Raw genomic sequence first — 23502 nt, 5'->3', positions numbered from 1 at the left:
GGACCCACGAAGTATCCGGTACTTCGGGTTCCGATGACTGGCGTGCTCCAGTCGTTTAATTACGGCTGATCGTTACAAGCATCGGCCAGCTCTGCTGGTCGATGTTGTTTACGCCCCTCCAGAATTTCGCGTACGTTGACCCGCTTTTGCGGGCGTCGACGAGCGCCGCTGCACAGCACGAGGAACAAGGGATGTTCGCGCCGGCCAATGAAACCCACTTTGCCCTGACCATCGAAGGGCTTTCCGCTGATTTCCAGGTGTTTACCCTGCAAGGTCGGGAAGCCATCAGCCAGCCTTTTGTGTTCGAGGTGGAGCTGGTCAGTGAGCAGCCGACGCTAGACCTCGAAACCCTGCTGCACAAACCGGCCTTCCTGCAACTGTCGCCCGACGGCAGCGGCATCCACGGCCAGATCTACCGCGCCGCGCAAGGTGACTCAGGCAAACGCCTGACCCGTTATTCGGTGACCCTGCGCCCGCAACTGTCGTACCTGGCGCACCGCGTCAACCAGCGCATCTTCCAGAACCTCACGGTGCCGAAAATCATCGGCATGGTTCTCGAAGAGCACGGCATCCAGAGCAACGCCTACGAATTCAAGACCGGTTCGATCTACCCCGAGCGCATCTACTGCGTGCAGTACGACGAGTCGGACCTGCATTTCATCCAGCGCCTGTGCGAAGAAGAAGGTATCCACTACCACTTCCAGCACAGCGCCACGGCGCACAAACTAGTGTTCGGCGATGACCAGACGGTGTTCCCGAAACTCAAGCCTGTGGCCTATCAGCAAGACTCCGGCATGGTCGCCAGCGACCCGGTGATCAAGCGCTTCGACCTGCGCCTGGAAACCCGCACCAGCCGCACCACGCGTCGCGATTACGACTTCGAAAAACCACGCCTGACGCTGGAAAGCGAAAACCGTGGCGACGCCCTGCCCGACCTCGAAGACTACGATTATCCGGGCCGTTTCATCGACCGCGAGCGCGGCAAACACCTGGCCAAACGCGCCCTCGAACGCCACCGCAGCGACTTCCAACTGGCCGAAGGCAAAAGCGATCAGCCGTTGCTGGTCAGCGGCCATTTCCTCGCGCTGACCCAACACCCGAAAGCCAAATGGAACGACCTCTGGCTGCTCACCGAAGTCCTCCACGAAGGCAAGCAGCCGCAAGTGCTCGAAGAGTCGGTGACCAGCGACACCACCGCGCTCAAAGACGATTTCCATCAGGGCTACCGCAACCGCTTCCAGGCCACCCCATGGGACGTGCCCAACCGCCCGCCCCTGCGCCACCCGAAACCGCGCATCCTCGGCAGCCAGAGCGCCGTGGTCACCGGCCCCAAAGGTGAAGAAATCCACTGCGACCAATACGGCCGCGTCAAAGTGCAATTCCATTGGGACCGCGAAGGCCAGGCGGACGACAAAACCAGCTGCTGGCTCCGCGTCTCCAGCGCCTGGGCCGGTGCCCAGTACGGCGGCATCGCCATCCCACGCATCGGCATGGAAGTGCTCGTCACCTTCCTTGAAGGCGACCCCGATCAACCGCTGATCAGCGGCTGCCTGTACCACAAGGAAAACACCGTCCCGTACGCCCTGCCCGCGAACAAGACTCGCAGCACCTTCAAAACCCTCAGCTCCATGGGTGGCGGCGGCTACAACGAACTGCGCATCGAAGACAAAAAAGGTCAGGAACAGATTTACCTGCACGCCCAGCGCGACTGGGACGAGAACGTCGAGCATGACCAGAAGATTCGGGTCGGCAACGAGCGTCACGACACCGTCGAGCAGAACAGCTACACGGAATTCAAAGCCGAAGAACACCACACGGTTTATGCCGATCGTAAAGTCGAAGCGCGCGCCAACGATCACCTGACGGTTGGGGTGAATCAGCACATCAAGATTGGGACTGGGCAGTTCATTGATGCCGGCCAGGAAATCCACCTCAGCAGCGGCATGAAAATCGTGATGGAAGCCGGCGCGGAACTGACGCTCATTGGCGGTGGGAGCTTCATCAAGATCGACGCCGGCGGCGTAACCATGAGCGGGCCGGTGATCAACATGAACTCCGGTGGTGGACCGGGTAGCGGCACGGGCGCTGCGCCGTTGCTGCCGGGGCCGTTGAAGCAGGCGGATGCGGATAAGGCTGGTACGGTGTTAGTGCCTGCCATGCTCAACCCATTTGTACGAAAAAGCGTTCAAGGCCTCCCCCTTGTTCCGATCTGTGGAAAGCAAGCCAATGGCGCTTGCTCGCGAGAGGTTTGCCCATGTCTGAATGGTTAAGTCACTTTCTTGAACAACCCGTGGCCACCACGCCATCGGGCAGCAGTGGAAACCGCACCCTGTATGGCATCATCGACAGCGTTCGCCAGCCTCGGGCTCTGGAAAAGCTTTACCAACAGTCCGGGTTGAATGGTGTTGAAAAGCTGTTTCAGGACACGCCGTTTGCCGAAATGAATGATGTCAGTCCGATCTGGCTACAACTGACACCTGGAAGCTCCGCCGCCGCCCAAGCCATTGAGCTATGCCGCGACAACCGCGCCGGCATTTTGCTGACCTCGCGTGAAAAGCCGGAGACCGCGCTATTGCATGCTCGTCACCTCCTGCGCATGAACGACCCGTCTCATGGTGACTCGCTGGCGCGCTACTACGACCCGGCATTCTGGAGCGCGCTGGCGCTGACAGTACCCGCCCGAGCTCTGTTCGGCCCTTGGGCCAGCGTCTACACCCCACCCGCCCACAGAGACGATCAACAATGGCGTGTTTGGGAACAAACAGAAAAAGTTGATGCCTCTAATGGCGAACAAAAATATCCGCTGCACCTGAAGGGCGACACGCTGATAGCGTTCGATGAGGTGCGCTGGTGGTACTGGATTCGAGCCCGCGAAGCCGAATCGACCAACAGTTTGCCGAATGAACAACTGCCGGGCGTGTCCGAAAATTTGCAACTGCTGGTGGATCACGGCATAGATGAGGGCCGCCACCTTGAGCGTCTGTTGCCGCACTTGAACCAACGCCCGTTGCGAGCACGCGCCGACGTAATGAACGTGCTGAGCAGCGATATGCCGGCATTCGAGAAAGTACAACAACTGGAAGGCTGAAATGACAGGTATGTCCGAACAAGCAACTACGCCAGAACAACCACCTGTTGTTATCCCGGCTGACCAACCAAAGTCATCAGCCGACTCAGAAACGTTCTGCAAGGACAAGAAGCCAGGTTGCAGCAGCAGCTATGACGACATCATCTACGTCACCGGCCAGCGTCGTTTCTGGCTTCTGCCAAAACGCGTGTCGGAGAAGCTGAAAGAAAGCGTCAACCTGCTCAAACAAAAAACCGTCGACGCAGACAAAGCCACGCGCATGAGCAACATCGCCGATGCCGGGCTGATGGACTACTTCCTCACGCCCAGCCCGGAGGCTTTTCTCGAAGCAGACGACCGTAGCAGTTACCTGGCGTCAAAATCGGCAATCCCCGAAGACACGGCTAAAAAAGCGCAGTGCCGCAAGGATTGGGACGCAGCGAAAGCCAAGGGTGACAGCGACGCGACGATGCATGCTGAGCGCGAGTTGTTCGCAGCTCAGCAACGCATTGATAAAAACAAGAAAAACATGGAAGCGTTGGAAAAAGTATCCGACACCAGCGCAAAGGAGTTGGGGTACAAGCGAGAAAGCGGAGTTTTTTATACACCGCGTGCTTTAAAGGCTCGCGATGCAATCGACAAGTACATTGAAGAGCGCGACAAAGCAAAAGCTCACGGCTACAAAATGTTCGATCCCGGCAGTAAAAAGATTGCGTCGGCGTGGGAGCATCTGAAGGACTATAAGGCGCTTCACAAAAAACTCATTGAAACCGGCGAGATCGACGAAAAGAAGCTCAAGGGTGTGCAGATCAACATCCTCGCACTGAAAGACCTGATGTCCCCATACATCAATGCCATCGTGGAACTCGCCGAGTGCGGGGTGGCGGTTCCCGAATTCGCACTCAGCCCTGATGACCAGTACGCAGGGACCGAGGATTTTCAGGCCTTTATCGAACTGACAAACAAACGCGATGAGCTTGAGAAAAAAATCGAAGCGCGTTATTCCCAATGGGTCTCGGCTACCGGTGGCAAGTCAGCGCCACCTGGAGTGCTCTTTGTCAGCTTGCAAAAGCAGTGGTACGACCTGAACACAGAGGCTGAGCGGATTCAGACCACCGCCGAAGCACGCGTTCGAGCACTGAAACCTCCCCGCCTCTTCCTCTGGGACGCGGAGAGTTACAAGCCAAAACCCCTCGAACGCCTGGCCAAAACCAACATTCCGCTACGTGAACTCAGCAGCGCCTCTTCGACGACGATCCTGAACCACATCAGCCTGAAACAACTGGCCCAAGCCAGTGGCAACGCGTTTAAGGACCAACTAAAAGAGCTCAAGAGCAGCTTGCCCAAATCGATTGCCAAAGAAGCAGACGACGATCGTGTGTTCAGTGATTGGCTGGATCAGGAAGGCGCACTTCAGTTCGATGAGAAAGGCCCATGGTTCGATGAACATGGCCTGTTCTTGCCAGAAAAGTTCTTCGCTGCGCTGGAAGCCAAAGGCTACAAAGTCGAAAGCATCAAAGCCGAAGCCAAGAAAAAAAGCTGGGGCGAAAACCTAAAAGCCATGGTTTTCGAAGATAAACAGCTTCGTAACCTCATGCTTTTTGACAACAGCCCGCAGGCCCAACTCGTGCGCTGCCTGCTACCGGAAGGTGCCAACCTGCTGACCGAAGTCAAAATGGAAGGACCCACGTTGAAAAGTGGCAGTCCCCAACTCGCGAACGTTGAGGTCGCGCTGGATGTGGCGGCATGGCGAGGGGAAGTGACCTTGCTGAAATTCGAGTACCCCAAACGGGCCAAGGCCGAGCCTTGGACCGCTCAATACACCGCCCACGACGGCAGCATTCGCAGTGTCAACTTCGGCAAATTATCCCTTGATCTGGAGGCCAAGGCCTGGGGGTTCGCCGGTGCCAGCCTCATGCTGTCGCGCGATCTCACTCTCGATCAAAAAACCGGTTACACCAGCCTTGTCGGTGTAGACCTTGCCGAAAAATCCGGCGACCTCGCCAAGTACGAGATATTCGCCGGCGCCCAGGCCGGATGCAAAGTCACCGGCAAACTGTTCTGGTGCCCGCCCCCCAGCGTCCTCCCCCCTGCCCCAGTACCCAATCGCGTATTAGCCAACCAATGGCGCCCGTTGGCCAAACTGGAAGTCGAAATGGCGGTTGCACTCGGCGCAGGCATCTCGGGCGATATGCACCTTCGCATGCAAAACGGACACCTTTTACTGTCGATCAAAGGCTCACTGGTCTGGGGCGCGGGTGTTAAAGGTTATTTGACCTTTGAAGTGGGCTACGACAGCATCGTTGCATTGACGGAACTGGTGCGACAGGAAATGGCCGCGAACCAATACAAGGATCTCGATTGGGTGGATAAAGAAGCCTCAGCCTATATGGAAAAACTGAGCTTCCTTGGCGCCACAGGTATAGATGTCGTTTTTGCGTATGTGCGTGGGTATGCAATTGTTAAAGAGATTTTTGATGCGCTGACCGAAGGGGATCGGGGTGGGCAGATTGCTTACTCACTCGCAATAGCTGAAAACCAGAAAATAATGCAGGATTGGGTTTATAACTTGCAACCGCAGGCTTTGGGACCACTACTACTGGCGCTGAGCACTCCACCCAAACCGCTCACAGTAGAAGACGACGAAAAAGAAAAAGAAAACTTCAATGAAGATGAAGTTCACCTTTTACAGCAGCAGTCAATTGAGCGATGCCTAGGCTGGATATCCAGCAAGCCTGACGCAAATCAACAGTTTGAAGAAGCAATCATTCGTATGAATCGAGATGGTGCACGACCTGAACAAGCTGGACTCTCTTACTGTAAAAACAAGGCAAAGCTAGATCTATTTATGGCTGAGCGGGTATTAGGACTTGACGAAACCAACAACGCCATGCGATCCAGGTATCGAGACCGGGTCTCTAAACTTGGAATACGCTTAAACAAGCATTGCGACTACAGCATCACATACACCGGACCAGCTTTCGCACCAGTCCAAGGTCTCAAAGCTATTTACAAAGGACCAAACATTGATTAATCGAGCAATCTTAAGTTTTTTAATATTTTTTATTTTATCCAGTGCCTCCGCTGCACAATTGACAGAGCCCGAGGCAATAGCCAAAGACAAGGGGATTACTCTTTATCAACAAGGTGCATGGACTTCCTCGCAACCGTTTTTACGAACCGCGGCTCAGGCCGGCGATAAAAAATCTCAATATTTTCTAGGTGAGGCGATACGGCTGAGTAATCGCTACATGACAGAGGAGGCCAGAAATTGGTACGTAGCCGCGGCAGAGCAAGGTGAACTTTACGCTATGCTACGTCTAAGTAGTAAAAAGGATCTTTGCAACTTATTAGATGACTGCGCGGGGAAAGGCAATGTTGATTGGAGAGCGCAAGCTTTAAAAATTGCCCGTGAACGTGCCGACAAAGGTGATACTGAGGCAATGGTTGTGCTGTTTACGGCAAATCAAGGATTGGAATGGCTAGAAAGAGCCGCAGAATCGGGTGATAATTTTGCTCAACAGCGGCTCGCTAGTGCTTACCAAAGTGGAGAGGGATGGTTTTTTATCCCTGGGACTCGCGAGAAAGCAGTTAAAAAATGGTTTAAGGCTTCAGCAGAAGGAGGTTTTCCTCCGGGCATGTATCTGTATGCAAACTATTTATATGAACACAATGGTAGTAAAGAAGAGGTAGGAAGCTGGCTCAAAAAAACAGCTGAATCCGGACATATAAATGCACTAGGGGGCTATGCATTAAATATTGCTCACCTTCCAGATACCTATGGATTTCCTTTAGATCTCGTTAAGGCTTACGGATTCACCTACTTGATAGCAAGCCTCAAAGGCGGAGCAATCGCACCGGAAGATGCAAGATTGAACCTCCTGGAAATAGCAAAAAAAATGCAACCTGAAGAAATAAAGCTAGGAATATCATTTGCAAAAGAATGGGAAAAATCCCACCCTCCTTTATCGTATTTCCACCCGACATATGGTTACTAGCGAACCCATTGCAGCTAGAGAACAACCAACAACACAAAGCGATAGATTTATTTAACAGGTACTTCAACAATTAAATAATCTGTCGCTTTTTTCTTTTAAAACACCCATTTCTTTCAGAGCCGCGCATGAGCACAGGAAGCAAGGACGGAGAACACAAGCGCTTAAAATTAAGCATGAGCGATTACCCCGTGCGGGGGACTACGAAAAAGAAAATGGACTAGAAATAATATACTTATCTCCAAAACCGATACCAACCGGGATGCCTACACTAAAGGGGACGTATTTATTTACTATTGAGCGTGCCGGGGGTGGCAGCCAATGATCTAGAAGATTTCAATCTCGGCCTCAGTGCTTACTGGCTAACTAACCAACAGCGCAATGACCGTGGAGCGAACCATTACTGTATCAACTCAATCTGCTAGGTGCTCCGGGCGAACCTCCTAAGCTCGGCTTGGAAATATTCCAACACGAAGCTAACGCCCTGAACGAAACTTGATGCATCGTACTTGTTTTATTTTACGCGATTTACGTATCATCGCCAGCCATGGGGTTAGGGTTCCTACGAAAGGAACCTACACGATGGACTCCACAGATGCCATGCCACCTGGAACCGACACAGCAAATTTCAGACTATTTAAAAAAGAAGATTTGGCGACTGACGATGTTTAAGACACTCCGAACTCGAAAAAGTAATGCCGGCGTCTTACCCTCTCCACTGGACATTAAAAATGAGCGCCCACACGCGGGAGAAATACGCTCAAAGGGGTTAACTGAGACTCTTTTCTTGGCGCCACTACCTGTTCACACAGGGCAGCCTCAAGTATCGAGCCGAAAATTCTCAGAAATAACCCCTACCTATTTGGAATTAGGTGGCGACAATCACGGAATAGTAGAACAAGGCAAGATACTAGCCACTATGGTTTGGATGGCTTTATCTACGGCATTTATAGCGCCTGTACTTATATGTACTTGGCTCGTATTATTTAGCCCTCCCGAAATCGACCGAAAATTTTCAGAGATAATCGGAGATGCGCTACAAGTGTTCAGCACTGGCTCTTTACTATTCATTATTCCGATTGGTGTTTACCTATATGGAATTCTCTCTGGCATTCGTCAATCTGCAAATAGTTACCCCGTTCGCTTCAACCGAGAACGACGCGAAGTCTGTTATGTCGACGACAAAACCGATGGAGTGCTGATAGTCCCATGGGAAAACGTCGTCGCGTGGGTTTCCAGCACCCAAGGCCTCACCAGTTACGGCGCCACTCGCCAGTACACACTCGGCATGGGGCTGGAAGATGAAAAGCAGGACAAAGTACAGTTTCTCCTGCTGCCACAGCCCAGCGGTGCGCACGCCTTGGGAATGTGGACCTCAATCCGCAACTATATGGAAGACGGTCAGCTAGTAGATACACCGAACCCAATGCTAATAGCGTTGGGACTAACCCCCACTAACGATCGCCTGAAACCTTACGAAGGGCTGCACACCTTTGAAATTGAACTCGAGGACGCTCGTTGGATGTGCAACATGAACGATGAAGGCGCCAACCTTTCGGATAGGGAGCGCGAGCATTACGGTTATCCCAAGCGAACACCATGGCCACTGCGTCGCTGGTATATCTGGCGCGTGTTGAGTTTCTGGAAAATGCCTTACGTGCTAGCCGAATGGGGTCACAAGGCAGGCCGTCCTACTCTGCCAGAACAGGTAAAAAACTGGTCACAACCTTTACCTCAGAATCAGTGGGCGAAACCAAGTCCAGCCTTGGTGAAAGCCAATCAAGCAATAAAACACGCCATGGACAAAAATGGCGCGACGTTTGTTGAAGCGTGCAGGATCGCCGGCTTGCACTAGGTTCTGTACTAGAGAGATGTCGCAAACACCGCATGGAACAAGCCAGTGAAATCACGGCTGCATAGCTTTTTCGAGCTTGTCGAAGCGTGTCACGATCCGGCGGTTCTCTTTCATTCAGCCAAACATGCGCTCGATGATGTTGCGCTGTCGGTACTTGGGCCGATCAAACAGTTTTGGTAAGCCAGGCTTGGATTTGCGCTTCATCGAGCGCAGCGGGCTGACGGGTTGCATTGGGTTCAGCTGCGGTGGCGGCGAAACAGTCATGAGCCTCTGGGAGTGCATGCGCAACTACATGGAGAAGGGGCCAGATGCGATCCCAGATAGCAGATTGTTTCGAAAACCTTACGCCGAAACACAGATCGGTTCCATCATTACCAGCCTTTTCAAAGGCGCCATTCTGGACGTCTTGCACGGGTTGTTTTTTGTTATTTTCCTAGGAACATACTGGGCCGAAAAATTGCAAAATTGGAAACTCGCACCACCACCTGATCTGAGCGATCCCGCCATCGTCGAATGGTCCAAACCCCTTCCTCCCGAGCATTGGGCCAAACGCGCCCCAGAACTGGAAGAAGCCATCGCAAAGCGTGAAGCCGAATTGGCTTTGCAGACGGTGCAATGAATAAAAATTAAGAACAGTAGAGTTCTAACGTTTGAAGCCGAAGGAAAAGGCATGACTTCCGCCACACTAAGCAGCCGCAAAGGACTGTTCTCACAAGAGGATTATCTAGCACAACCGGCTGTTCCGACGGGGCAAGCGCCCAAGGATGTACCTAATACCATTTGGCGAAAGAACGACGTTTTTCTTGATATTTGCTCTTACAGCATTGGCTCTGCTGTAATGGTCATCTGGCCGCTGCTGCTGTTGAGTATTTGGCTTGTCCACCATGAACGTAATTCCGAAATCTTCTGGGAGGCACTGGGGCTGTCATTCTTCACGTAAATGGGGACAGACCACGTTTTCTTTTTCTGAAGTTGGTCTGCAATTTATGAGTTTCAATTTTTCGCACTGTAAAAGTGGTCCGTCCCTGATTGACGATTCCCTACCAAGGGCAAGTATGCACTCGACCCTGTTGATACCTTGCTGATGGGGCGGGAAAAGGCCCGTTTAAAAATTCAAGAAAGAAGAACTGGCGACCGTCGATGTTTAAAAATATTTTCAAACGCAGTGACAAGTTTTCAGAAACACTAGATGCGCCGGACATTAAAAGTCAGCGACCCTGTGCGGGCGAGATTCGCACAGGAAGATTAAACGAAACCTTATTCTTAGCCCCACTACCTGTTTACACCGGACAAACACAAGGTTATAGCCGTAACTTTTCCGACATAAATGACGTATTCCTTGAGATAGGTGGAAGCAACTGGGGAATGGTTGAGCAAGGAAAAAAACTCGCTGCGGCTATTTGGATGGCGCTGTTTACAGCCTTCATAATGCCTAGCCTAGTAATCCTTGCCGGCGTTATTTTTTACCCTGAAAATTTTCCTGAGCCGCTTACAGATCTAATTACCTTTTTACAGGTGACGACTAGTGTTTCTCTCTTATTCGCTATACCAATAGGAGCCTATTTATATGGAATGTTTTCCGACGTAATTTTTTCTCCAAAAAAATATCCAGTGCGCTTCAATCGCCAACGTCGTGAAGTTTGCTACGTTGACCATAATACTGATCGCGTACTGGTGGTGCCATGGGAGGGCGTGGTTGCTTGGGTCGCAAAAACCCAAGGTATCACCAGCTATGGCGCGACACGCCAATACACCTTTGGGATGGCTCTTGAGGATGCCGAACAAGACAAAGTGCAGTTTCTTCTTCTCCCACAGCCCAGTGACGCACACGCGCTAGGGATGTGGACATCAATCCGAAACTACATGGAAGACGGACAGATAGTAGATACGCCTAACCCAATGCTAACTGCTTTGGGACTTACTCCGACAGGTGATCGCCTGAAATCATATGAAGGGCTGCACACTTTTGAAATCGAGCGCGATGACGCTCGCTGGATGTGCAATTCGAACGACGAAGGGGCCAAACTTACGGACAAGGAGCGTGAGCATTATGGTTACCCCAAGCGCACACCGTGGCCATTACGTCGTTGGTACATCTGGCGCGTGCTGAGCTTTTGGAAAATGCCTTACATACTGGCCGAGTGGAGCTACCGGAAGGGAGGTCGCGCTCTACCGGAAAAAGTAGATAGTTGGTCCCAACCCTTGCCTAAAGCACAATGGGCAAAACCAAGCCCCGCATTGATAAACGCCAATCAGGCGGTAAAAAACGCAATGGATAAAAAGGGCGCAACGTTTGTTGAGGCATGCAAGACCGCCGGTCTAATTTAAAGAAAAAACTGTCAAATAACGGGGTCAGTTTTTCCTTAATTGGAAAATAAAGCATGTCAGAAGTTATCGCTTTATAACTCGAAAGACCAAGTCTCCTCGGTCAGTTATATCATGCGTTACTTTGATACCGAAAACATAATCGGCCCTCGGTAAAGCCTTTTCTTTGTGAGGTGGAGCTCGTCAGTGAGCAGCCGTCGCTGGACTTCGAAACCCTGCTGCACAAACCAAAAATCGCAGCCCAACGCTGCGATTTTTTCTTTCCTACCGTTTACACAGCAGCCAACCGCACCTGCTTCTCCAACTCCACCTTCAACCCCGGCTCCAGCTTCAACTGCCGCGCCAGTTCATCCAGGTAGCTCTTCTCCATAAAGCTCTCCTCGTCCACCAGCATCACACTGGCGATGTACATCTCAGCCGCCATTTCCGGAGTACTGGCGGCGCGGGCGACGTCTACTGGGTCGAGGGGTTTGTTGAGTTCGGCGTGTAGCCAGTGTTGCAGTTCCTGATCGTTGTCGAGTTTGGTGAATTCGCCTTCGATCAGTTGGCGTTCGCGGTCGTCGATATGGCCGTCAGCTTTGGCGGCGGCGACCAGGGCCTTGAGGATCGCCTGGCTGTGTTGTTCGACTTGCGCCGGTGGCAAGCGGTCGAGGGTTTGTGGTTCTGTCTGCGGAGCTTTGCCTTGCTGGGCGTTCCAGTTGCCGTAAGCCTTGTAGGCCAGCACGCCCAGCGCGGCGAGGCCGCCGTAGACAGCGACTTTGCCGCCGACATTTCGCGCCTTTTTACTGCCGAGCAGCAGACCCATGGCGCCCGCCGCCAATGCACCACCACCCGCGCCTGAGAGCAGACCGCCGAGGCCTCCGCCGCCGGAAGACCCGCCAAGCAAGCCGCCCAAGCCACCGGCAGCCGATTTGTTCTGCGATCCGCCGGCCTTGTTCTGTAACAGATCCTGGCCGGATTTGAGAAGTTGATCGAGCAAGCCACGGGTGTTCATGTTTCGCCTCCAAACTGGGGTTATCAGGATCTATAAGGCCCTCAGCCTAGTTCGAAAGTGCCCTGGACAGACTTACAAGTGTGCTTCCAGATGTTGCTCGCCCTCCCTATCAAGCCCAGCCCCGTGACTACGCGCTTAGCTCGCATTTCCTGCAGGCAAAAAAAGGGCGGACTGTTCAGTCCGCCCTTTTTTCATTTCACAACTCAAAACCGCGAAACACTCCTCATCGCGTCCACCAGATAGCGCATCGCTATGCGATCACTCTCCGAAAGCTCTCGATAACGCTCCACCAGTTTCAGCTCATCGGAGCTTAGCCGGCGTCTTCTGCGGCCGCTGCCCAGACACGGAAAGATGCCCAACATGTCGGTGATGCCTTGTATTTTTGCCATGGACGATGTCCTTCTCTAATACGTCAAAGAACTGCTAAACCACCACATCGCCCTGCCCCTGTCAGCAGCGTCGAGTGCCCCACCGGTCTGAAGGTTCGCAGCCGGTCATGCCTATAGAATAGAAATTAAATCGGTGCTGAAAAGGGTTATTTAGAGTAATTAGTCGATAAAAGCAGATATGTCGTATAAATCAGAAAGCACTGTCGGAAAAAATACAGACATGTCTTGTTTCATTGCCAGATGGCGCCTTGTAATCAATCATTTCTGCTCGACAATCGAACGGTTTAAGCTATCCGGCATCTGTTTATAGTCCGTTGCGTTTGGTCGAAGGCTTGTCCGAACCGTTATTTATGATCCAGCACGTGCCAGGAAAGGCGCGGGATTGCACACGACAGGTTGTATTTATGCACCGCAGGAATTTGCTCAAAGCGTCCATGGCCATTGCGGCTTACACCGGTCTTTCGGCCACCGGCCTGCTGGCCAGTCGTGCCTGGGCGGCCCCCAGTGGTGGCGCCGCCGATGGCGAGGCGCAGGCCTTCGATTTCGAAGCGCTGAAGCGTCAAGCCAAGCAACTCGCTGGCAACGCTTATCAGGACACCAAACAGGTACTACCGCCGACCCTGGCGACCATGACCCCGCAAAACTTCAACGCGATCCGCTACGACGGCGAGCATTCGTTGTGGAAGGAGAACAAGGGTCAACTGGACGTGCAGTTCTTCCACGTCGGCATGGGTTTCCGTCAGCCGGTGCGCATGTACAGCGTCGATGCCAAGACACGCACCGCCCGCGAGGTGCATTTCCGTCCGGCGCTGTTCAACTATGAAAACACCTCGGTCGACACCCAGCAGCTCAAGGGCGACCTGGGTTTTGCCGGTTTCAAGTTGTTCAAGGCTCCGGAACTTGATCGGCATGACGTTCTATCGTTTCTCGGCGCCAGCTATTTCCGTGCAGTCGATGCCACTGGCCAATATGGCCTTTCGGCGCGCGGACTGGCGATCGACACTTACGCGAAGAAACGCGAAGAATTCCCTGACTTCACCAAGTTCTGGTTCGAGACACCGGACAAGAACGCCACGCGTTTTGTGGTGTACGCCTTGCTCGATTCACCGAGTGCCACTGGCGCGTATCGCTTCGATATCGATTGCCAGGCCGAGCGCGTGGTAATGGAAGTCGACGCACACATCAATGCGCGTACTGCCATCGAACAGTTGGGCATCTCGCCGATGACCAGTATGTTCAGTTGCGGCACCCACGAACGCCGTATGTGCGACACCATTCACCCGCAAATCCACGATTCGGATCGCCTGGCGATGTGGCGTGGCAACGGCGAGTGGATCTGCCGCCCGCTGAACAACCCGGCAACCCTGCAATTCAACGCGTTTGCCGATACGGATCCGAAGGGCTTTGGCCTGGTGCAGACCGACCATGAGTTCGCCAACTATCAGGACACCGTCGACTGGTACAGCAAGCGCCCGAGCCTGTGGGTAGAACCTACAACCGCGTGGGGCGAAGGCTCTATCGATCTGCTGGAAATTCCTACAACCGGCGAGACCCTCGATAACATTGTGGCGTTCTGGACACCGAAAAAACCGGTGGCTGCCGGGGATTCGCTGAATTACGGCTACAAGCTGTACTGGAGCGCCCTGCCGCCGGTGAGTACGCCGTTGGCGCGAGTGCACGCCACGCGCTCCGGTATGGGCGGTTTCGTCGAAGGCTGGGCACCCGGCGAGCATTATCCGCCAGTCTGGGCGCGTCGTTTCGCCGTGGACTTCAACGGAGGCGGTCTCGATCGCCTGCCGCAGGGCACCGGGATTGAGCCGGTGATCACCTGCTCGAACGGCAAGGTTCAGGACTTCAGCGTGCTGGTGCTGGATGACATCAAGGGCTATCGGATCCTGTTCGATTGGTATCCAACCAATGACAGCGTCGAGCCGGTTGAGCTGCGGTTGTTCATCCGTACCAATGACCGCACGCTGAGTGAGACCTGGTTGTACCAGTACTTCCCACCGGCGCCGGACAAGCGTAAGTACCCTTGATGGTTCTATAGCGTCTGAACGGGACTCATCGCTGGCAAGCCGGCTCCCTCAAGGATTCTTTGTTCACATTGGTGACTAGTGACTGTACGGGGTCCGTGTAGGAGCTGCCGGAGGCTGCGATCTTCTGATCTTGCTGTAGGTTTTCTGAGTCAAAATCAAAAGATCGCAGCGTGCCGGTTCCTACACGGATCGAAGTTGAAATGTGAAGTGTGTTTCACCACAAAACCTGTGGGAGCTGGCTTGCCAGCGATGGCGGCTCCCCAAGCACTACAGAATCAGAAAGATGAAAACAAAGCCCCGACCATCACTGGCCGGGGCTTTTTGTTTTCTGGCGGTTCAATCAATCGCGCAGGTCAGACTCGTGAATCGGCTGATCACGATGGGTCGCGCGCTGATATTGCGCCGGCCATACGGCTTTGCGCCCACCCAGGTCATCATCGGCGTGCAGCGGCCAGTACGGATCACGCAGCAGTTCGCGGGCGAGGAAGATGATGTCGGCCTGACAGGTTCGCAGAATGTGCTCGGCCTGGGCGGGCTCGGTAATCATTCCCACAGTGCCGGTGGCGATGCCTGACTCCTTGCGCACGCGTTCGGCGAAACGGGTTTGATAGCCCGGACCAACGGGAATCTCAGCGTTGGCTGCGGTGCCGCCCGACGAAACATCGATCAGGTCCACACCGAGGGTGTGCAGGCGACGCGCCAGCTCCACGGTTTCGTCAGGGTTCCAGCCATCCTCAACCCAGTCGGTAGCCGACACGCGGACAAACACTGGCAACTCTTCCGGCCAGACAGCGCGAACGGCTTCGGTGACTTGCAGCACCAGGCGAATGCGGTTTTCGAATGAGCCGCCGTATTGATCCCGCCGTTGATTACTCAGCGGCGACAGAAACTGATGCAGCAGATAACCGTGGGCCGCATGCACTTCGACCACACTGAAACCCGCAGTCAGCGCGCGCTTGGCGGCATCCACGAAGGCTTGAATGACGTCGGCGATTTGCCCTTCATCCAGTTGTTTGGGTTGGGTATGTTGCGGGTCGAAGGCAATGGGTGAAGGGCCAACCGGTGTCCAGCCGCCATCATCGGGTTTGACGCTGCCATGTTTGCCAATCCAGGGGCGGTGAGTGCTGGCCTTGCGCCCGGCGTGGGCCAGTTGAATGCCGGCGACCGCGCCCTGAGCGGTAATGAATCGGGTGATGCGTTGCAGCGCTTCGATCTGGTCGTCGTTCCACAGGCCAAGGTCTTCGGCGGTGATCCGCCCGTCGGCCGTGACCGCTGTGGCTTCGGTGAATATCAGCCCGGCGCCGCCCACTGCGCGGCTGCCGAGGTGCACCAGATGCCAGTCGTTGGCCAAGCCGTCGACGCTGGAGTATTGGCACATGGGCGATACGGCGATGCGGTTGGGCAGGGTCAGTTGGCGAAGGGTAAAAGGTTCAAGCAGCAGACTCATGGGGCACCTCTCAAATCAGTGGGCAGGCTCCAGGGTTCTGTTTGAAAAGTCGACGAGTGACAGGAAAAGGTGCAGCACCCGCCCCCGCGGGCAAAAAATTCGACAAGACGTCACAAGGCCAATCAAGCAGTGCTTAGAGCCTAGTCGACAACGGGGGATCGGGGGAAATTCAAGAAAAGATCGCAGCCTTCGGCAGCTCCTACAGGGCGCATTCCCATGTAGGAGCTGCCGAAGGCTGCGATCTTTTGATCTTCAGCGCGGTTCGATATGAGCAATCATCAACTGAACGGTCTCGTTGCCACGAAACTCGTTGACGTCGAGTTTGTAGGCTAATTCGACCCACTGGATGGTCGGATTCGGCCAAATGTCGCGGTCAATGCCAAATGCAATGCCGTCGAGTTTCACCGAGCCGCATTCGCTTTTCAGCACCACTTTCAGGTGACGCTCGCCGACCACGCGCTGCTCGACCAACTGGAACACACCGTGGAACAGCGGCTCAGGGAAGTGTTGCCCCCAAGGCCCGGCATGGCGCAGGGCGCGGGCCAGTTCGAGGTGGAATTCTTCAACGGCCAGCGTGCCATCGGACAGCAAACGCCCGGTCAGGTCTTCTTCGCGAAGTTGCCTGCGCACTTCGGCGTCGAATGCTTCGGCGAATAACGGAAAATTCTCTTGCGGCAAGGTCAGGCCAGCCGCCATCGCGTGGCCACCGTACTTGGCGATCAGGTTTGGGTGTTGCGCCGCGACCACGCTCAACGCATCGCGAATATGGAAACCCTGCACCGAACGCCCAGACCCCTTGAGCAAGCCGTCGCCAGCGTCGGCGAAGGCAATGGTCGGACGGAAATAACGCTCTTTCATCCGCGAGGCAAGAATACCGATAACACCCTGGTGCCATTCAGGATCAAACAGACACAGGCCAAACGGCATCGACTCGACGGGCAGATCCTTGAGTTGGGCCAGCGCTTCACGCTGCATGCCCTGCTCGATGGATTTGCGATCCTGATTCATGCCATCCAGTTGCGCGGCCATTTCCCGGGCCAGGTTGGTGTCGGCGGTGAGCAGGCATTCGATGCCCAGGCTCATGTCATCCAGACGCCCGGCGGCGTTCAGGCGAGGGCCGACGATGAATCCCAGATCGGTTGAAGTGATGCGCGCTGCATCACGCTTGGCCACTTCAAGAATCGCTTTGATCCCCGGCCGCGCGCGCCCGGCCCGAATCCGCTCCAGCCCCTGATGCACCAGAATCCGGTTGTTGGCGTCCAGCGGCACCACGTCCGCGACGCTGCCCAGCGCCACCAGATCGAGCAGTTCACCGATGTTCGGCTGTGGGCTGTTCTCGTACCAGCCGAGGCTGCGCAGGCGCGCCCGCAAGGCCATCAACACGTAGAAAATCACCCCGACCCCGGCCAGCGCCTTGCTTGGGAACTCGCAGCCCGGCTGGTTTGGATTGACCAGCGCATCGGCCAACGGCAGTTCATCGCCGGGCAAGTGGTGGTCGGTGATCAATACTTTGAGCCCGGCCTTCTTGGCGGCGGCCACACCTTCGACGCTGGAGATGCCGTTGTCGACAGTGATCAACAATTGCGGCTCACGGGTCAGTGCGACTTCGACGATTTCCGGGGTCAGGCCGTAGCCGTATTCAAAGCGGTTCGGCACCAGATAGTCGACATGCGCCGCGCCCAGCAAGCGCAAGCCGAGCATGCCGACCGTGCTGGCCGTCGCGCCATCGGCATCGAAGTCACCGACGATGAGGATGCGCTGACGTTGTTCCAGCGCCGTCACCAGCAGGTCTACCGCGGCCTCGATGCCCTTGAGTTTCTCAAACGGGATCAAGTGCTTGAGGCTCTTGTCCAGCTCCACCTCGGACTGCACACCCCGCGCCGCGTACAAGCGCGTCAGCAGCGGCGGCAGATCACCGAGAAATGGCAGAGTGGCAGGCAGTTGGCGAGGTTCGATGCGCATGGGGTAACGGATACTTCTCTTCAATACGTAGGATTAGTCAGCGAAGGCAGATCAGCCGCGCTCGCCTTGCAGCCATTGCAACTGGACTTCGTGTTGACCACGGTCGTCGGTGACGAAAATCGTCCCTTCGCTGATCATCACGTCCCACTTGATGACGCGGGGCATGTCCTTGGCCAGGGTTTCCAGGACTTCTTGCGGGACGGCGGCGATGTTGACGTTTTTCAGGTTCTTGATCGCCGGAATCACCTTGGTTTCCCACACGCGCAGACTGCCGTAGGCGAGCAGGCTGGTGCGTTCGGTACGGCGCGAGCACCAGGTCAGACGGTCGGAATCCGGCTGGCCGACTTCGATCCAGTGCAGGACACGGTCGTCCAGACTTTTTTCCCACAGCGCAGGTTCATCCACGTCTGACAGACCACGGCCAAACGACAACTGCTCGTTGTACCAGAGGGCGTAGGCCAGCAACCGCACGGTCATGCGCTCTTCGGTCTCCGAAGGGTGACGGGCGATGGTCTGCTTGACGCTCTCGTAGACACTGCGGTCGAGGTCGGTGAGGTTCAGTTCAAACTTGTAAGTGGTGGAAGGCTGGGCCATGAACGGGCTTCTTGATACGAGGAAAGTCGGCAAGTCTAACCGATGCGGTAGGCAATCATCGAATTGATGGCGATCAACTTTGGGCGCCTGACGGCCGGCTATGTTAAAACGCTGTATACGCTCAGCCTTGTCCTACAGGATTCTGTATGCCGTTCGCCAATAAACCGCTCAGCGGTGTGAAAGTCATTGAATTGGGTACGTTGATTGCCGGGCCGTTTGCCTCGCGCATTTGCGGCGAATTCGGCGCCGAAGTGATCAAGATCGAATCGCCGGACGGCGGTGATCCGCTGCGCAAATGGCGCAAGTTGTACGAAGGCACGTCCTTGTGGTGGTTTGTTCAGGCGCGCAACAAGAAGTCGCTGACACTGAACCTCAAACATCCTGACGGTTTGGCCATCCTGAAAAAATTGATCGCTGAAGCCGACATCCTGATCGAGAACTTCCGACCCGGCGTCCTGGAGAAACTCGGTCTGAGCTGGGAAACCCTGCACGCCTTGAACCCGAAACTGGTGATGGTGCGACTCTCCGGTTTTGGTCAAACCGGGCCGATGAAGGATCAACCAGGTTTCGGAGCCGTGGGCGAATCCATGGGTGGCTTGCGCTACATCACCGGTTTCGAGGATCGACCGCCGGTGCGTACCGGGATCTCCATCGGCGATTCGATTGCGGCGCTGTGGGGCGTGATCGGCGCGCTGATGGCGCTGCGTCATCGCGAGGTCAACGGCGGTTTGGGCCAAGTGGTCGATGTCGCACTGTATGAAGCGATCTTCGCCATGATGGAAAGCATGGTGCCGGAGTTCGATGTGTTCGGTTTCATCCGCGAGCGCACCGGCAACATCATGCCCGGCATCACGCCCTCCTCTATCCACACCAGCGCCGACGGCAAGCATGTGCAGATCGGCGCCAATGGCGATGCGATTTTCAAGCGTTTCATGCTGACCATCGGCCGTGAAGATCTGGCCAACGACCCAATGCTGACCAGCAACGACGGGCGCGACAGTCGACGTGACGAGTTGTATGGCGTGATCGATCGCTGGGTCAATTCGCTGCCACTGCAAACCGTGCTGGATCTGCTCAATCAGGCCGAGGTACCGGTCAGCCGGATCTTCAGCGCCGAGGACATGTTCACCGATCCGCAATACCTGGCCCGGGAAATGTTCCTGCACGCCAAATTGCCGGATGGCAAACCCTTCAAGATGCCCGGCATTGTGCCGAAACTCTCAGAGACACCGGGTTCCTCCGAATGGGTCGGACCGCAGCTCGGTGAACACAACGCGCAGGTACTCCACGATCTTGGCTACGACGAAAAGCAGATCGCCCGGCTGCGTGAAGACGGAGCCATTTGAGCTGAAAAGCCTGCAGAAATCGAACGCCAACCGCGCCCACCACTGGTGGACGTGGAGGCTGTTCGGCCTGTTGTTTCTGCTGGCCCTGCCAGCCTGGGCACAGGCGAAGCCGACGTTGATCTGGTTACTGCGCGATCTGCCGCCACTGACCATTTTTGAAGGCCCGAAAAAGGGTCAGGGGGTCATCGACCACCTTATGCCGATGCTGATCGCCGGCATGCCGCAATACGAACACACGCTGATGCGGGTCAACCGCGCCCGAGGCATGCAGATGCTTCAAGAAGCATCCTTCACGTGCGACCCGTCGCTGATGTGGAGCAAGGAGCGCGCGCAATGGATCGCATTTTCCATCCCCGCGTTCCGCGCTGTCAGCAATGGGCTGGTGGTGCGTCAGAAAGATCACGGCGTGTTGGCGCCTTTTCTGGTGGACGGTGAAGTTGATCTGGCGGCGCTCTTGGCCAATGGCGAAGACAAGGTCGGCGTCGTGGCGGAGCGCAGTTACGGTGAGCTGGTCGATAATTTGCTGCGCCAGGCACCGAAGGATGCACTGACCGCCCATTACGGCAACGATGCCCTGAACAGTCTGCTGCTGATGCAGCGCCTCGGTCGGTTGCAGGTGGTGTTGGGCTACTGGCCGGAGATCCGTTATCAGGCTCACCTGGCGCAAATTGCCGAAGACGAATTGCGCTTCTATCCGATCCGGGACAACGGAAAATATCTTTCGGGTTACATCGGCTGCTCCGACACACCTGAGGGGCGCCAGGCGATCACCGAGATCAACCAGTTGCTTCGCACCCTGCCTCACGATCCATTGAACCAGCGCTACGCCGACTGGCTCGATCCTGAGATGCGCACCGATTACGTCGAACAGGCCCGAAGGTTTTTCGAACACCAATCGGCGCAGTGAATAAATCGCGGACAAAAGAAACCCCGAGAAGTGGGGAGACGACTCGGGGTTAAACGTGGCCTACATAAAGGCCAGTAGCAGCAAGCGACAAGCACCGGAGCACAATGCTTGATCTTGCTGTTACGGGGTCTGACTGACAGGGATGCAGGAAGGTTCCCACAAAAAATAATTCATCTTTAGAGCACAGGACGTTTGTCCAGAGCTGCATTGCGCAAGGCCGCGATCACGCAGGGTTCCAGGCGTCCTTCGGCAATCAGGATGTCACGGTGCAAGCCGTCGACAACATCGGTCAACTGACGCTTGTCGGTCAGCTGCGCCTGATTGAATTCGCGTTCCACCACAATTGCGCCGCTGCTGTTCTTCAAGCTCACCAGGCATTCGCCATGAGCACCGTTTGGAGACAACGAAACCTGATACGGGCTCAGAGCCTCACCGAGCAATAGACTGATACTTTCCATCTCGATCTCCACTCAATAGTCCGAAAACATTGTGTCTGGGGCATGTCTACATTAAATGACAATCGGCCCGAGAAGAAAGTTCTGTATTCCGGTCGCAAGCATTGGAGTGTCACCGGTCTGTCAGAGCATGCACGGCGAAGGTGACAGAAAAATAACCGTACGCATCAGACCTCAACAGGTTGCATAGAGGCGATCAGGTAGCTGTCCAGCAGCCCTCTCATCAATACCGCCGATACCGGCGTTTGCAGACGTCCCAACAGTCGCAATCGATGTTTGCTCAACAACGGCTCAAGATCGCTCAGCAGACTCGGTGCGACCGTACCCAATAGAATCAGCGCACGCGCCTCACGCTGCACCGCCAGATGCTGGATCAAGGCCAGGCCATGGCCGCCCTTGAGCTGTGGATCGCAAATGGCGATATCGACTGCACCGCGATGCCCCAGCGAACACAAGGCCGCTGCCAGCGACGGCGCGGTGAGTACGTTGTATATGCCGATGGCATTGAGCATTTGATGCAATGCCATCATCTGAAACGGATCGGGTTCAAGAATCAGGACTTTAAGCGAGCGCATGGGCGACCTCTGGAGCGACAATCGCGGACTCTCACCGCATTTATCGTCCACTCTAGGGCAGCCGTCTTAAGCCTCCCATCGGAAAAGTAGCCGCGTCGTATAGGACATTTCCGATCTTCAATGCTGACATCGGCACCCACTTTCCATCCGACGCTGAGTAATGTCCGTCCAGCCGCCCAGCAAACCACGCAAATTTCCGTCGGCACTGTAGAACGGCACCGTCCACTGATAGATCTCGCGGCGACCGTTCTTGAGCTGCAAATGCCGTTTGATGAAGCATGACTTGCGTGTGCGCAACTGCACCATGAACTCGCCGTGCAGCATCAACGCCGTCGCTTCGGGCAAGGCATCAATTTCGATCAACAGCCGCCCCTGATTCTGATCCAGCCGAACCGAAAACGCCTCCTCGTAACTGCGGTTGCACATAATCAAGCGCCCTTGCAGATCACGGACGAATACGGGATCGGGCATGGAATCGATCAGCGCATGCTGAAAGGCCAATTGATCGCCAAGGTCTTTCTCGGCCGCCCGCCGCTGCTTGATCACCACCGTCAGCCGTCGATTCCACACCAGCGAGAGCAGTCCAAACACGCCAAGGACTACCGTTGCCCAACAGCCCCACTCAATTATCCGTTGCCAGAGCGAAGGCACCGGAGCCAGGGAAATACCCTCTAGCCACTTCAGTTGAATGGCGCGCAGTTCGGCCGCGGGAAACGCCTCCAGCGCCTTGTTGAGAATACTCAAGAGTTCGGGCATGCCCTTGCGTATTGCCAGGTGATCAGCCTCCCACTTGCCCTCCACCAGAGCGCCGACCTTGAGCAGACCCAATGGATAAAGCTGCGCACCGATTTCGTTTTCGATGGTTGCGTCGGCCTCACCGCTCTCGACCAATGCTCGCGCTTCGGCGTAAGTCTTGACCGAGCGAATCTGGATCGACGGGTAATCGCGGCGGATCATGTCCTCCAGTGCGTGCCTGGCCGGTAGCACCAGCACCCGTTTGGCCAGTTGCTCCAGAGACTCGACCGATGGTGCTCCAGCGCGGCCGACAAACACCCATCCTGCGCCGCCAAATGCGTGACTGAAATCCAGAAACACTTTGCGCTCATCGCTCATGGCCAGAGTGGTACTCATGTCAGCCTGCCCACTCTCGAGGCGCTCGAGCATTTGCTCGGTAGAAAACGACTCGTGATGCTCAAATCGCAGACCGGTCATCGCAGTGACGCGCTTGAGCACATCAATGTTCAAACCGCTCCAGTGCCCATGTTCATCCTGAAACAGATACAACGGGTACTGCACCGACGCCACCGTCACCTTGGGGTTGTCGCGAATCCATTGGCGCTCACGTGCATCCAGCTCGACAGGCTGGACGCCAGACACCTCGGCGTTTTCTTGCAGTGCCAATTGCGCCGCCACACTGCAGTGCATCAGTCCCAGCACCCCGAAAAAGACCAGGCAAACCAGTGCCGGTTTCAAACCTCTATAAAACAGCATTGCCACATCCTTCGTGATCGACTCACCCGTCCTTCGTGGGTGAAAACCCGAGCAGTGTGGCAGT

Annotated in this window: 18 protein-coding genes and 2 pseudogenes; 11 read left to right on the top strand and 9 right to left on the bottom strand. The window is 55.3% G+C overall.

Annotation, left to right across the window (positions count from 1 at the left end; genetic code table 11):
• The first annotated feature begins 191 nt into the window (after positions 1 to 191).
• The 5 genes from tssI to ICA15_RS21950 all read left to right on the top strand — a co-directional run bounded on the left by tssI (position 192) and on the right by ICA15_RS21950 (position 8917).
• Complete coding sequence (gene tssI / locus ICA15_RS21970; RefSeq protein ID WP_318010480.1) at positions 192 to 2270, top strand: type VI secretion system tip protein TssI/VgrG; 2079 nt, start codon at positions 192 to 194, stop codon at positions 2268 to 2270.
• Positions 2255 to 3088 (top strand): DUF4123 domain-containing protein, encoded by an 834-nt coding sequence (locus ICA15_RS21965; protein ID WP_210554594.1) that lies wholly within the window; start codon positions 2255 to 2257, stop codon positions 3086 to 3088. The genes tssI and ICA15_RS21965 overlap by 16 nt, the downstream gene beginning before the upstream one ends.
• A gap of 1 nt (position 3089) precedes the next feature.
• Entirely contained in the window at positions 3090 to 6101 is a 3012-nt protein-coding gene (locus ICA15_RS21960; RefSeq protein WP_210554593.1) for a hypothetical protein, read from the top strand.
• Positions 6094 to 7065, top strand: coding sequence for a tetratricopeptide repeat protein (locus tag ICA15_RS21955; RefSeq protein ID WP_210554592.1), 972 nt, complete (start codon positions 6094 to 6096; stop codon positions 7063 to 7065). Before ICA15_RS21960 ends, ICA15_RS21955 begins: the two co-directional genes overlap by 8 nt.
• Positions 7066 to 7657: 592 nt before the next feature.
• On the top strand, positions 7658 to 8917 hold the full coding sequence (locus tag ICA15_RS21950; protein WP_224450902.1) for a hypothetical protein: 1260 nt from the start codon (positions 7658 to 7660) through the stop codon (positions 8915 to 8917).
• A gap of 7 nt (positions 8918 to 8924) precedes the next feature.
• Here the strand turns inward: ICA15_RS21950 and ICA15_RS21945 are convergent.
• Positions 8925 to 9148, bottom strand: a pseudogene (locus ICA15_RS21945) (transposase); the annotation flags it as partial.
• Here ICA15_RS21945 and ICA15_RS21940 point away from each other — a divergent pair.
• The 3 genes and pseudogenes from ICA15_RS21940 to ICA15_RS21930 form a co-directional block, all read left to right on the top strand.
• A pseudogene (locus ICA15_RS21940) lies at positions 9147 to 9536 on the top strand (hypothetical protein); the annotation flags it as partial. The pseudogenes ICA15_RS21945 and ICA15_RS21940 sit on opposite strands and share 2 nt — an antisense overlap.
• 51 nt (positions 9537 to 9587) lie before the next feature.
• Positions 9588 to 9857 carry a hypothetical protein gene (locus tag ICA15_RS21935; RefSeq protein ID WP_210554591.1) on the top strand — a complete coding sequence of 90 codons (270 nt, stop codon included), beginning with the start codon at positions 9588 to 9590 and terminating at the stop codon, positions 9855 to 9857.
• 200 nt (positions 9858 to 10057) lie between these two features.
• The gene (locus tag ICA15_RS21930; RefSeq protein ID WP_224450901.1) at positions 10058 to 11245 is read left to right on the top strand and encodes a DUF6708 domain-containing protein; all 1188 of its coding nucleotides are present in this window, start codon (positions 10058 to 10060) and stop codon (positions 11243 to 11245) included.
• A gap of 268 nt (positions 11246 to 11513) precedes the next feature.
• Here the strand turns inward: ICA15_RS21930 and ICA15_RS21925 are convergent, their stop codons facing one another.
• Positions 11514 to 12236, bottom strand: coding sequence for a tellurite resistance TerB family protein (locus ICA15_RS21925; RefSeq protein WP_210554590.1), 723 nt, complete (start codon positions 12234 to 12236; stop codon positions 11514 to 11516).
• A 203-nt stretch (positions 12237 to 12439) separates the two neighbouring features.
• On the bottom strand, positions 12440 to 12625 hold the full coding sequence (locus tag ICA15_RS21920; protein WP_102357616.1) for a hypothetical protein: 186 nt from the start codon (positions 12623 to 12625) through the stop codon (positions 12440 to 12442).
• A 404-nt stretch (positions 12626 to 13029) separates the two neighbouring features.
• On the opposite strand from ICA15_RS21920, the gene ICA15_RS21915 reads away from it, so the two are divergent.
• The gene (locus ICA15_RS21915; protein ID WP_150603778.1) at positions 13030 to 14661 is read left to right on the top strand and encodes a glucan biosynthesis protein D; all 1632 of its coding nucleotides are present in this window, start codon (positions 13030 to 13032) and stop codon (positions 14659 to 14661) included.
• A 340-nt stretch (positions 14662 to 15001) separates the two neighbouring features.
• On the opposite strand, the gene ICA15_RS21910 is transcribed toward ICA15_RS21915, so the two are convergent.
• The 3 genes from ICA15_RS21910 to ICA15_RS21900 all read right to left on the bottom strand — a co-directional run bounded on the left by ICA15_RS21910 (position 15002) and on the right by ICA15_RS21900 (position 18664).
• The gene (locus tag ICA15_RS21910) at positions 15002 to 16108 is read right to left on the bottom strand and encodes an NADH:flavin oxidoreductase/NADH oxidase (protein WP_150617241.1); all 1107 of its coding nucleotides are present in this window, start codon (positions 16106 to 16108) and stop codon (positions 15002 to 15004) included.
• A 252-nt stretch (positions 16109 to 16360) separates the two neighbouring features.
• Positions 16361 to 18070 carry a single-stranded-DNA-specific exonuclease RecJ gene (recJ, locus tag ICA15_RS21905; protein ID WP_210554589.1) on the bottom strand — a complete coding sequence of 570 codons (1710 nt, stop codon included), beginning with the start codon at positions 18068 to 18070 and terminating at the stop codon, positions 16361 to 16363.
• Between the two features lie 51 nt (positions 18071 to 18121).
• A complete protein-coding gene (locus ICA15_RS21900) occupies positions 18122 to 18664 on the bottom strand; it encodes a YaeQ family protein (protein WP_042557838.1) in 543 nt (180 codons plus the stop codon).
• Positions 18665 to 18810: 146 nt separating this feature from the next.
• Between ICA15_RS21900 and ICA15_RS21895 the strand changes: the two genes are divergently transcribed.
• Positions 18811 to 20010, top strand: coding sequence for a CaiB/BaiF CoA transferase family protein (locus ICA15_RS21895; RefSeq protein ID WP_210554588.1), 1200 nt, complete (start codon positions 18811 to 18813; stop codon positions 20008 to 20010).
• The gene (locus ICA15_RS21890) at positions 19991 to 20917 is read left to right on the top strand and encodes a TIGR02285 family protein (protein WP_411959665.1); all 927 of its coding nucleotides are present in this window, start codon (positions 19991 to 19993) and stop codon (positions 20915 to 20917) included. Before ICA15_RS21895 ends, ICA15_RS21890 begins: the two co-directional genes overlap by 20 nt.
• A gap of 176 nt (positions 20918 to 21093) precedes the next feature.
• Here ICA15_RS21890 and ICA15_RS21885 read toward each other — a convergent pair whose 3' ends face one another.
• From ICA15_RS21885 to ICA15_RS21875, 3 genes are all read right to left on the bottom strand, one after another.
• On the bottom strand, positions 21094 to 21375 hold the full coding sequence (locus ICA15_RS21885) for a DUF3509 domain-containing protein (RefSeq protein WP_150617237.1): 282 nt from the start codon (positions 21373 to 21375) through the stop codon (positions 21094 to 21096).
• Positions 21376 to 21539: 164 nt separating this feature from the next.
• Positions 21540 to 21947 (bottom strand): response regulator, encoded by a 408-nt coding sequence (locus tag ICA15_RS21880; RefSeq protein WP_150617236.1) that lies wholly within the window; start codon positions 21945 to 21947, stop codon positions 21540 to 21542.
• Positions 21948 to 22064: 117 nt separating this feature from the next.
• Positions 22065 to 23438: a transporter substrate-binding domain-containing protein gene (locus tag ICA15_RS21875; protein WP_210554586.1), complete on the bottom strand. Its 1374-nt coding sequence runs from the start codon at positions 23436 to 23438 to the stop codon at positions 22065 to 22067.
• Positions 23439 to 23502: the final 64 nt, after the last annotated feature.

This window comes from Pseudomonas sp. P116, from assembly GCF_020149425.1.
Taxonomy (GTDB): domain Bacteria; phylum Pseudomonadota; class Gammaproteobacteria; order Pseudomonadales; family Pseudomonadaceae; genus Aquipseudomonas; species Aquipseudomonas anatoliensis.
Note: the sequence above shows the minus strand (reverse complement) of the source record. Positions and strands in the feature narration are given on the sequence as shown.

Bases quoted from the DNA above. Each gene is read 5' to 3' on its own strand.
- recJ (WP_210554589.1), bottom strand. From the start codon at position 18,070: ATGCGCATCGAACCTCGCCAACTGCCTGCCACTCTGCCATTTCTCGGT.
- ICA15_RS21875 (WP_210554586.1), bottom strand. From the start codon at position 23,438: ATGCTGTTTTATAGAGGTTTGAAACCGGCACTGGTTTGCCTGGTCTTT.
- ICA15_RS21900 (WP_042557838.1), bottom strand. From the start codon at position 18,664: ATGGCCCAGCCTTCCACCACTTACAAGTTTGAACTGAACCTCACCGAC.
- ICA15_RS21920 (WP_102357616.1), bottom strand. From the start codon at position 12,625: ATGGCAAAAATACAAGGCATCACCGACATGTTGGGCATCTTTCCGTGT.
- ICA15_RS21950 (WP_224450902.1), top strand. From the start codon at position 7,658: ATGCCATGCCACCTGGAACCGACACAGCAAATTTCAGACTATTTAAAA.
- ICA15_RS21910 (WP_150617241.1), bottom strand. From the start codon at position 16,108: ATGAGTCTGCTGCTTGAACCTTTTACCCTTCGCCAACTGACCCTGCCC.
- ICA15_RS21915 (WP_150603778.1), top strand. From the start codon at position 13,030: ATGCACCGCAGGAATTTGCTCAAAGCGTCCATGGCCATTGCGGCTTAC.
- ICA15_RS21935 (WP_210554591.1), top strand. From the start codon at position 9,588: ATGACTTCCGCCACACTAAGCAGCCGCAAAGGACTGTTCTCACAAGAG.
- ICA15_RS21885 (WP_150617237.1), bottom strand. From the start codon at position 21,375: ATGGAAAGTATCAGTCTATTGCTCGGTGAGGCTCTGAGCCCGTATCAG.
- ICA15_RS21960 (WP_210554593.1), top strand. From the start codon at position 3,090: ATGACAGGTATGTCCGAACAAGCAACTACGCCAGAACAACCACCTGTT.
- tssI (WP_318010480.1), top strand. From the start codon at position 192: ATGTTCGCGCCGGCCAATGAAACCCACTTTGCCCTGACCATCGAAGGG.
- ICA15_RS21930 (WP_224450901.1), top strand. From the start codon at position 10,058: ATGTTTAAAAATATTTTCAAACGCAGTGACAAGTTTTCAGAAACACTA.
- ICA15_RS21880 (WP_150617236.1), bottom strand. From the start codon at position 21,947: ATGCGCTCGCTTAAAGTCCTGATTCTTGAACCCGATCCGTTTCAGATG.
- ICA15_RS21965 (WP_210554594.1), top strand. From the start codon at position 2,255: ATGTCTGAATGGTTAAGTCACTTTCTTGAACAACCCGTGGCCACCACG.
- ICA15_RS21895 (WP_210554588.1), top strand. From the start codon at position 18,811: ATGCCGTTCGCCAATAAACCGCTCAGCGGTGTGAAAGTCATTGAATTG.
- ICA15_RS21925 (WP_210554590.1), bottom strand. From the start codon at position 12,236: ATGAACACCCGTGGCTTGCTCGATCAACTTCTCAAATCCGGCCAGGAT.